Here is a 9509-nt window from a genome sequence, read left to right on the forward strand (position 1 = left end):
AATAAAAACAAATACCATATCAAAAATCATACCGCCTCCTAAGCCGAACTCAAAGCCAACCAACGCTCCAGTAGCGCCGTCATGCGCGTCGCGGAGAAGCTGCGGTGAGCAAGCTTTTCGCCAAGCCACTGCCCGGCGGCAGCTTTTTCATGCTGCTGCTGTTTGTTGGCGTGCTCGTGTCGGCCATCGGCGTGTCTTACAGCGCGCACTGGAACCGTCAGTTGCTCAACAATCTTTATAACGAACTTAGCGTGCGCGACAAGGCGCAGGCCGAGTGGGGGCGTCTGATTCTCGAGCAAAGCACCTGGACCGCGCACAGCCGGATCGAAGTGTTGGCCACCGAACAACTGAAAATGCACATTCCCGGCGCGGCTGACGTGAAGATGGTGGCGCCATGATGAAACTTGAAGGCGCACTGTTCCCGTGGCGCTTCCGCCTGATGGTGGCGCTGCTCGGCATAATGGTTGCCGCGATCTGCTGGCGCATCATCGACCTGCAAGTGGTTGACCGTGACTTCCTCAAAGGTCAGGGCGATGCACGCAGTCTTCGTCACATCCCGATTCCGGCTCACCGTGGTCTGATCACCGACCGTAACGGCGAGCCTTTGGCCGTCAGTACTCCGGTGACCACCCTGTGGGCCAACGCCAAGGAAATGCAGACAGCCAAAGAAAAGTGGCCAGCACTGGCCGCCGCGCTGGGACAGGACCCGAAAGCCCTGACCGAACGCCTTGAGGCCCAGGCCAACAAAGAATTCATTTATCTGGTGCGCGGGCTGACCCCCGAGCAAGGCCAGGCTGTGCTCGACCTGAAAGTACCGGGCGTCTACGGCATCGAAGAATTCCGCCGGTTCTACCCGGCCGGTGAAGTCACCGCGCACATGGTCGGCTTTACCGACATCGATGATCACGGTCGTGAAGGCGTCGAACTCGCCTACGACGAATGGCTGGCCGGCGTCCCCGGCAAACGCCAAGTCATCAAGGATCGCCGCGGTCGGCTGATCAAGGATGTCCAGGTCACCAAAAACGCCAAGGCCGGCAAGCCCTTGGCGTTGTCGATTGACCTGCGCCTGCAATATCTGGCCAACCGCGAGTTGCGTAACGCGATCATCGAGAACGGCGCCAAGGCCGGCAGCCTGGTGATCATGGACGTGAAGACCGGTGAGATCCTCGCCATGGTCAACCAGCCGACCTACAACCCGAACAACCGCCGCAACCTGCAGCCGGCGATGATGCGTAACCGCGCAATGATCGACGTGTTCGAACCGGGTTCGACCATGAAAGCCATCTCGATGGCCGCCGCGATCGAAACCGGTCGCTGGAAACCGAGCGATACCGTCGAGGTTTATCCCGGCACGCTGCAGATCGGCAAATACACCATCAAGGACGTCTCGAGATCCGAAGGCCCGGTGCTCGACCTGACCGGCATCCTGATCAATTCCAGTAACGTCGGCATGAGTAAGGTCGCGTTCGATATCGGCGGCGAAACGATTTTCCGCCTTGCGCAGAAAGTCGGTCTCGGCCAGGACACCGGCCTCGGCTTCCCGGGCGAGCGCGTCGGCAACCTGCCGAACTACCGCGAATGGCGCAAGGCCGAAACGGCGACGCTGTCCTACGGCTACGGTATTTCCGTCACCGCGATTCAACTGGTTCACGCCTTCTCGGCGCTGGCCAACAACGGTCGCCTCGCGCCGCTGACGCTGATCAAAACCGACAAGATGCCGCAGACCACGCAAGTGCTGCCGGAAACTGTCGCGAGAACCATGCAAGGCATGTTGACCCAAGTGATCGAGGCCCCGCGCGGTGTGTTCCGTGCACAGGTGCCGGCGTATCACGTGGCGGGCAAGTCGGGTACGGCGCGCAAGACTTCGGTGGGCACCAAGGGCTACGCCGAAAACTCCTACCGTTCGCTGTTCGCCGGCTTCGGCCCGATGAGCGATCCGCGTTACGCCATCGTTGTGGTGATCGATGAGCCGTCCAAGGCCGGTTACTTCGGTGGTCTGGTTTCCGCGCCGGTGTTCAGCCGTGTGATGTCCGGCACCCTGCGCTTGATGAACGTGACCCCGGATAACCTGCCGACCACACAACAGGCCAACGCCACCCCGGTCGTTCCGCTGAAAGCCAATGGAGGGCGCGGCTGATGTCATTAAGTCTGAACAAGATATTCCCCCACGCCGGCCACGATCTGTTGATCCGTGAATTGGCGCTGGATAGCCGTAACGTACGCGCGGGCGACCTGTTCCTCGCGGTGCCGGGCGGCAAATTCGATGGTCGTGCGCACATCGCCGATGCCTTGCAACGCGGCGCCGCCGCTGTGGCGTATGAAGTGGAAGGCGCCACCGTGCTGCCGATCACCGACGTGCCGCTGATTCCGGTCAAGGGTCTGGCAGCGCAGCTGTCGGACATTGCCGGGCGTTTTTACGGTGAGCCAAGCCATCACCTGAATCTGGTGGGGGTGACGGGCACCAACGGTAAAACCAGCGTGACCCAACTGGTCGCGCAGGCGCTGGATCTGCTCGGCCAGCATTGCGGCATTGTCGGCACCCTAGGTTCCGGCTTCTATGGCGCACTGCAAAGCGGTCTGCACACCACGCCGAATCCGATTGCCGTGCAAGCGACTTTGGGCGACCTGAAAAAGGCCGGCGCCAAAGCCGTGGCCATGGAAGTGTCGTCCCACGGTCTGGATCAGGGCCGCGTCACCGCGCTGGCGTTCGATGTCGCCGTGATGACCAATCTGTCCCGCGATCATCTGGATTATCACGGCACGATGGAGGCTTACGCGCAGGCCAAGGCCAAGCTGTTCGCCTGGAATGATCTGAAATGCCGTGTGGTCAACCTCGACGACGATTTCGGCCGGCAACTGGCCGCCGAAAAACGTGAGTCGCGTCTGATCACCTATAGCCTGCTCGACAGCAGCGCTTACCTGTATTGCCGCGAAGCGCAGTTCGACGATCACGGCGTGCGCGCCACACTGGTCACGCCGCAGGGCGAGCATCATCTGCGCAGCACGCTGCTCGGCCGTTTCAACCTGAGTAACGTACTGGCAGCCGTCGGCGCCTTGCTCGGCCTGGATTACGCGCTCGACGAAATTCTTAAAGTACTGCCGAAACTCGAAGGCCCGGCCGGACGCATGCAGCGTCTTGGTGGCGGCACTCAGCCATTGGTGGTGGTCGATTACGCCCACACCCCGGATGCGCTGGAAAAAGTTCTGACGGCTTTGCGCCCACACGTCAAAGGTCAGTTGCTGTGCCTGTTCGGCTGTGGCGGTGACCGTGATCGCGGCAAGCGTCCGTTGATGGCCGAAGTGGTCGAGCGTCTGGCCGATCAAGTTCTGGTCACCGATGACAATCCGCGCACTGAAGACCCGGCAGTGATTTTCGATGATATCCGCGCCGGTTTCACGGCTGTGGATAAAGTCACCTTCGTCGCCGGTCGTGGTCAGGCCATCGCGCAATTGATTGCCGACGCTTCGGCAGATGATGTGATCGTCCTGGCCGGTAAAGGTCACGAGGACTATCAGGAAATCAACGGCGAGCGTCATGCCTTCTCTGACCTGGTCGAAGCGGATCACGCGCTGACTGCCTGGGAGGTCGCCCATGCTTAAGGCCCTGACACTCAGCGAGCTGACCAACGCGCTCGACGCACGCCTGATCAGCGCCGATGCCAGTTTCGACGGCGTGAGCATCGACAGCCGTGCGATCCAGCCCGGCCAACTGTTTATTGCCCTGACTGGCCCGCGTTTCGACGGTCACGACTATCTGAACGACGTCGCTGCTAAAGGCGCCGTTGCTGCACTGGTCGAGCGCGAAGTCGCCGACAGCACCTTGCCGCAATTGTTGGTCAAGGACACCCGTCAGGCCCTGGGCCAGTTGGGTGCCTTGAACCGCGCCGCGTTTACTCAGCCAGTGGCTGCTGTAACCGGTTCGAGCGGCAAGACCACGGTCAAGGAAATGCTCGCAAGCATCCTGCGCACGCGCGGTCCGGTGCTGGCGACGCGCGGCAATCTGAACAACGACCTCGGCGTTCCGCTGACCCTGATCGAACTCGCGCCGGAACATACTTCCGCCGTGATCGAACTGGGCGCCTCGCGTCTGGGCGAAATCGCCTACACCGTTGGGCTGACCAAGCCGCACGTAGCGATCCTGAACAATGCCGGCACCGCTCACGTCGGTGAGTTCGGCGGCCCGGAAAAAATCGTTGAAGCCAAAGGCGAAATCATCGAAGGGCTGGCGGCCGATGGCATTGCCGTGCTCAACCTCGACGACAAGGCCTTTGGTATCTGGAAGACCCGCGCTGCCGGTCGCAAAGTGCTGACCTTCGCCCTGAGCAATACTCAGGCGGACTTCTACGCCAGCGACTTGAGCACCGATGCGCGGGGCTGCCCGGCCTTCAATCTGCACACGCCTGAAGGTATGGAGCGCGTTCAACTGAACCTGCTCGGCACCCATAACGTTGCCAACTCCATGGCCGCCGCCGCTGCTGCCCACGCCTTGGGCGTGTCGCTGTTCGGCATCGCCACCGGTCTTGGCGCGGTGCAACCGGTCAAGGGCCGCACCGTCGCGCAATTGGCGAAAAACGGCATGCGCGTGATTGATGACACTTACAACGCAAACCCCACCTCGATGTGCGCGGCCGTTGATATACTCGCCGGCTTTTCCGGCCGCACCGTCCTGGTGCTCGGAGATATCGGCGAGTTGGGCGATTGGGCGGAGCAGGGGCACCGCGACGTGGGCGAGTACGCCCGGGGCAAGGTATCCGCGCTGTACGCGGTCGGACCGAACATGGTTCACGCCGTCAACGCATTCGGTGAGCAGGCGCATCACTTCGGCACACAAGCCGAACTGATCCAGGCCCTGAACGCCGAGCAGGACACAAACACCACCATTTTGATCAAGGGTTCGCGCAGTGCAGCGATGGAAAACATCGTTGCAGCTCTGTGCGGGTCCAGTCTGGAGAAACATTAATGCTGCTGCTGCTAGCGGAGTATCTGCAACAGTTCTACAAAGGCTTCGCGGTCTTTCAGTACCTGACCCTGCGCGGGATCCTCGGTGTGCTGACCGCGCTGGTCTTGTCGCTGTGCTTTGGCCCGTGGATGATCCGCACTCTGCAGAACCGTCAGATCGGCCAGTCCGTTCGTAACGACGGTCCGCAATCGCACCTGTCCAAGTCGGGCACACCGACCATGGGTGGCGCGCTGATTCTGTCGTCCATCGGCGTCAGCACTCTGCTCTGGGCTGACCTGAGCAACCGCTATGTCTGGACCGTGCTGCTGGTGACCCTGTTGTTCGGCGCCATCGGCTGGGTCGACGATTACCGTAAAGTCATCGAGAAGAACTCCCGTGGCTTGCCGAGTCGCTGGAAGTATTTCTGGCAGTCGGTGTTTGGTCTGGGCGCGGCAATCTTCCTTTATATGACCGCTTCGACGCCGGTGGAAACCACGCTGATCCTGCCGATGCTCAAGGACTACAGCATTCCGCTGGGCTTCGGTTTCATCGTGCTGACTTACTTCGTGATCGTCGGTTCGAGCAACGCGGTCAACCTCACCGACGGCCTCGACGGTCTGGCGATCATGCCAACCGTGATGGTCGGCGGTGGTCTGGGGATCTTCTGCTACCTGTCGGGTAACGTGAAATTTGCCGAATACCTGTTGATCCCGTATGTGCCGGGCGCCGGCGAATTGATTGTGTTCTGCGGCGCGCTGATCGGTGCAGGTCTCGGGTTCCTCTGGTTCAACACCTATCCGGCCCAAGTGTTCATGGGCGACGTCGGCGCGTTGGCGCTGGGTGCTGCACTGGGCACCATCGCGGTGATTGTCCGTCAGGAAATCGTCCTGTTCATCATGGGCGGCGTGTTCGTGATGGAGACCCTGTCGGTGGTCATCCAGGTTGCGTCCTTCAAGTTGACCGGTCGCCGTGTGTTCCGCATGGCACCGATACACCACCACTTTGAACTCAAGGGCTGGCCCGAGCCGCGTGTGATCGTCCGTTTCTGGATCATCACCGTAATTCTCGTGTTGGTTGGCCTTGCCACCCTGAAGCTGAGGTAGAACGAGTGTCTCTGATCGCTTCTGACCACTTCCGCATCGTTGTCGGCCTCGGCAAGAGCGGCATGTCCCTGGTTCGCTTCCTGGCGAACCGGGGCACGTCGTTTGCTGTGGCTGACACGCGGGAAAATCCACCGGAACTGGCCACGCTCAAGCGTGACTATCCGCACGTGGAAGTGCGTTGTGGCGAGCTGGACGTCGAATTCCTCTGCCGTGCCGACGAGCTCTACGTGAGTCCCGGCCTGGCGCTGGCGACCCCGGCCCTGCAAGCCGCTGCGGCGCGTGGCGTAAAATTGTCCGGTGACATCGAGCTGTTCGCGCGTAACGCGAAGGCGCCGATTGTCGCCATCAGTGGTTCGAACGCTAAGAGCACCGTCACCACACTGGTCGGCGAGATGGCGGCTGCGGCCGGCAAACGTGTGGCGGTGGGCGGCAACCTCGGTACTCCGGCGCTGGATCTGCTCAGCGACGACGTCGAGTTGTACGTGATGGAGTTGTCGAGCTTCCAGCTGGAAACCACCGACCAGCTCAACGCTGAAGTGGCAACCGTGCTGAACATCAGTGAAGACCACATGGATCGCTACAGCGGTCTGCCGGCGTACCACCTGGCCAAGCACCGGATCTTCCGTGGTGCCAAGCAGTTCGTGGTCAACCGTCAGGATGCGCTGACGCGTCCGCTGATGGGCGAGGGCCAGCCATGCTGGACGTTCGGCCTGACGAAACCTGATTTCAAGGCATTCGGTATTCGTGAAGAAGATGGCGAGAAGTATCTGGCTTTCGAATTCCAGAACCTGATGACGGTGCGCGATTTGAAAATTCGTGGCGCGCACAACCAGTCCAACGCCCTGGCGGCGCTGGCGCTGGGTCATGCGGTCGGCCTGCCGTTCGACGCGATGCTTGCTGCGTTGCGCACCTTCGCCGGTCTCGAACATCGTTGCCAGTGGGTGCGTGATCTGAACGGCGTCGCCTACTACAACGATTCCAAAGCCACCAACGTTGGCGCTGCACTGGCGGCCATCGAAGGCCTGGGTGCGGACATCGACGGCAAAGTCATTCTGATCGCCGGTGGTGATGGCAAAGGTGCCGAGTTCAACGACCTGCGTGATCCGGTAGCGGCCAACTGCCGCGCCGTGATCCTGATGGGCCGCGACTCCGACAAGATCGGTGCGGCCATCGGCGACGGCGTGCCACTGATTCGCGCTACCTCCCTGGTTGATGCTGTCGCGCAATGCCGCGCTGCCGCTCAACCGGGTGACGTCGTGTTGCTGTCGCCGGCCTGCGCCAGTTTCGACATGTTCAAGAATTACGAAGACCGTGGTCACCAGTTCGTCCGCGCCGTGGAGGAATTGGCATGAACCTGACAAACATCATCAAGCCGTACCCGTCGCCGTTGATTACCGGACGCGGCATTGATCTCGATTTCCCGATGCTCGCCGGTTGCCTGGCGCTGTTGGGTCTGGGTCTGATCATGATCGCCTCGGCGTCCACGGAAGTGGCGGCTGCGCAGTCGGGCAGTCCGCTGTATTACATGATCCGTCACCTTATCTATGTGGTTATCGGACTGGGCGCTTGCATCGTCACCATGATGATTCCGATCGCCACCTGGCAACGCCTTGGCTGGTTGATGCTGCTGGGTGCATTCGGCCTGCTGATCATGGTGATCATCCCGGGGATCGGCCGCGAGGTTAACGGTTCGATGCGCTGGATCGGTTTCAGCTTCTTCAACGTGCAGCCGTCGGAGATCGCCAAGGTCTTTGTGGTGATCTACCTCGCCGGTTATCTGGTTCGTCGCCAGAAAGAAGTGCGCGAGAGCTGGATGGGCTTCTTCAAGCCGTTCATCGTGCTGCTTCCAATGGCGGGCCTGTTGCTGATGGAGCCGGACTTCGGTGCCACCGTCGTGATGATGGGTGCGGCGGCGGCGATGCTGTTCCTTGGCGGGGTCGGCTTGTTCCGCTTCTCGCTGATGGTGGTGTTGGCGGTCGGGGCCGTGGTCTTGCTGATTCAGATGCAGCCTTACCGGATGGCGCGTCTGACCAACTTCGCCGACCCGTGGGCCGACCAGTTCGGCGCCGGTTATCAGTTGTCGCAAGCGTTGATCGCGTTTGGTCGTGGTGAATGGCTGGGCGTGGGCCTGGGTAACAGCGTGCAGAAGCAGTTCTACCTACCGGAAGCGCACACCGACTTCGTGTTCTCGGTACTCGCCGAAGAGCTCGGCGCGGTCGGTTCGCTGTGCACCGTTGCGCTGTTCGCGTTCGTGTGTATTCGCGGCATGTACATCGGTCTGTGGGCCGAGAAAGCCAAACAATTCTTTGCCGCTTATGTGGCGTACGGCCTGTCGTTCCTGTGGATTGGTCAGTTCCTGATCAACATCGGGGTGAACGTCGGCCTGCTGCCAACCAAGGGCCTGACCTTGCCGTTCCTCAGCTACGGCGGCAGCTCGTTGGTGATCTGCTGTGCCTGCCTTGGCTTGTTGCTGAGGATCGAGTGGGAGAGTCGAACCCATTTGGGCAGTGAAGAGATGGAATTCCATGAGAGCGACTTCGCCGAGGAGCCGAATCATGGGCGCTAACGTATTGATCATGGCCGGCGGAACCGGCGGCCACGTGTTCCCGGCGCTGGCCTGTGCCCGCGAGTTTCAGGCGCGCGGTTACACCGTGCATTGGCTCGGCACGCCTCGCGGGATCGAGAACGAACTGGTGCCGGCCGCTGGGCTGGAGCTGCACCGGATCAACGCCAGTGGTCTGCGCGGCAAGGGCAAGCTGTCGCTGCTCAAGGCACCGTTCATGCTGCTCAAATCGGTCTGGCAGGCGCGGGCGATCATTCGTCGGCTGCGTCCGGTGTGTGTGCTCGGCTTCGGTGGTTACGTGACCGGCCCTGGCGGTCTCGCGGCGAAACTGGCCGGTGTGCCGGTGATCGTTCACGAGCAGAACGCGGTCGCCGGCACCGCCAATCGGTTGCTGGTGCCGTTCGCCGCCCGAGTGTGTGAAGCGTTCCCCGACACCTTTACTCTGTCGGACAGCCGTCGTACCACAGGCAACCCGGTGCGCAGCGAGCTGTTCCTCGAAACATCGCGACCTGCCCTGGCCGGTCGCAAAGCGCGTTTGCTGATCCTGGGCGGAAGCCTGGGCGCAGAACCGTTGAACAAGTTGCTGCCTGAAGCGCTGGCCCAAGTCGCTGCCGATTGGCGTCCGGAAGTGTTCCATCAGGCCGGCAAAAACCACGATGAAGTGACTGCAGAGCGCTACCGCGCCGCCGGCGTGGAAGCGCAGGTGCAGCCGTTCATCAAAGACATGGCCCAGGCCTATGGCTGGGCTGACCTGGTGGTGTGCCGTGCAGGCGCGTTGACCATCAGTGAACTGGCTGCCGCCGGTCTGCCCTCGATGCTGGTGCCTTTGCCCCACGCGATCGACGATCACCAGACCCGCAACGCCGATTATTTGGCCCGCGAAGGCGCTGCCTGCCTGATGCGG

At 61.4% G+C, this 9509-nt stretch carries 8 protein-coding genes and 1 pseudogene; all 9 read left to right on the forward strand.

The genetic code is table 11. The features are described 5' to 3' along the window. Positions 1–108, forward strand: a pseudogene (locus ACIQVE_RS26680) (16S rRNA (cytosine(1402)-N(4))-methyltransferase); the annotation flags it as partial. Then, positions 105–398, forward strand: a complete 294-nt coding sequence (gene ftsL, locus ACIQVE_RS26685; RefSeq protein WP_187678004.1) for a cell division protein FtsL — start codon at positions 105–107, stop codon at positions 396–398. The pseudogene ACIQVE_RS26680 and the gene ftsL, both read left to right, overlap by 4 nt. Beyond that, positions 398–2137, forward strand: coding sequence for a peptidoglycan D,D-transpeptidase FtsI family protein (locus ACIQVE_RS26690; protein ID WP_402814316.1), 1740 nt, complete (start codon positions 398–400; stop codon positions 2135–2137). Before ftsL ends, ACIQVE_RS26690 begins: the two co-directional genes overlap by 1 nt. After that, positions 2137–3600 carry a UDP-N-acetylmuramoyl-L-alanyl-D-glutamate--2,6-diaminopimelate ligase gene (locus ACIQVE_RS26695; RefSeq protein ID WP_402814298.1) on the forward strand — a complete coding sequence of 488 codons (1464 nt, stop codon included), beginning with the start codon at positions 2137–2139 and terminating at the stop codon, positions 3598–3600. The genes ACIQVE_RS26690 and ACIQVE_RS26695 overlap by 1 nt, the downstream gene beginning before the upstream one ends. Continuing rightward, positions 3593–4960, forward strand: a complete 1368-nt coding sequence (murF, locus tag ACIQVE_RS26700) for a UDP-N-acetylmuramoyl-tripeptide--D-alanyl-D-alanine ligase (protein ID WP_402814300.1) — start codon at positions 3593–3595, stop codon at positions 4958–4960. The genes ACIQVE_RS26695 and murF overlap by 8 nt, the downstream gene beginning before the upstream one ends. Next, entirely contained in the window at positions 4960–6042 is a 1083-nt protein-coding gene (gene mraY / locus ACIQVE_RS26705) for a phospho-N-acetylmuramoyl-pentapeptide-transferase (protein ID WP_402814304.1), read from the forward strand. Before murF ends, mraY begins: the two co-directional genes overlap by 1 nt. Positions 6043–6047: 5 nt before the next feature. Then, entirely contained in the window at positions 6048–7394 is a 1347-nt protein-coding gene (murD, locus tag ACIQVE_RS26710; RefSeq protein WP_402814307.1) for a UDP-N-acetylmuramoyl-L-alanine--D-glutamate ligase, read from the forward strand. Beyond that, positions 7391–8608, forward strand: coding sequence for a putative lipid II flippase FtsW (ftsW, locus tag ACIQVE_RS26715; RefSeq protein ID WP_402814310.1), 1218 nt, complete (start codon positions 7391–7393; stop codon positions 8606–8608). The genes murD and ftsW overlap by 4 nt, the downstream gene beginning before the upstream one ends. Then, on the forward strand, positions 8598–9509 hold a 912-nt coding region (murG, locus tag ACIQVE_RS26720), incomplete at its 3' end, for an undecaprenyldiphospho-muramoylpentapeptide beta-N-acetylglucosaminyltransferase (protein WP_402814312.1). The genes ftsW and murG, both read left to right, overlap by 11 nt.

The sequence above is a fragment of the Pseudomonas sp. NPDC098747 genome (assembly GCF_044760045.1).
Taxonomy (GTDB): domain Bacteria; phylum Pseudomonadota; class Gammaproteobacteria; order Pseudomonadales; family Pseudomonadaceae; genus Aquipseudomonas.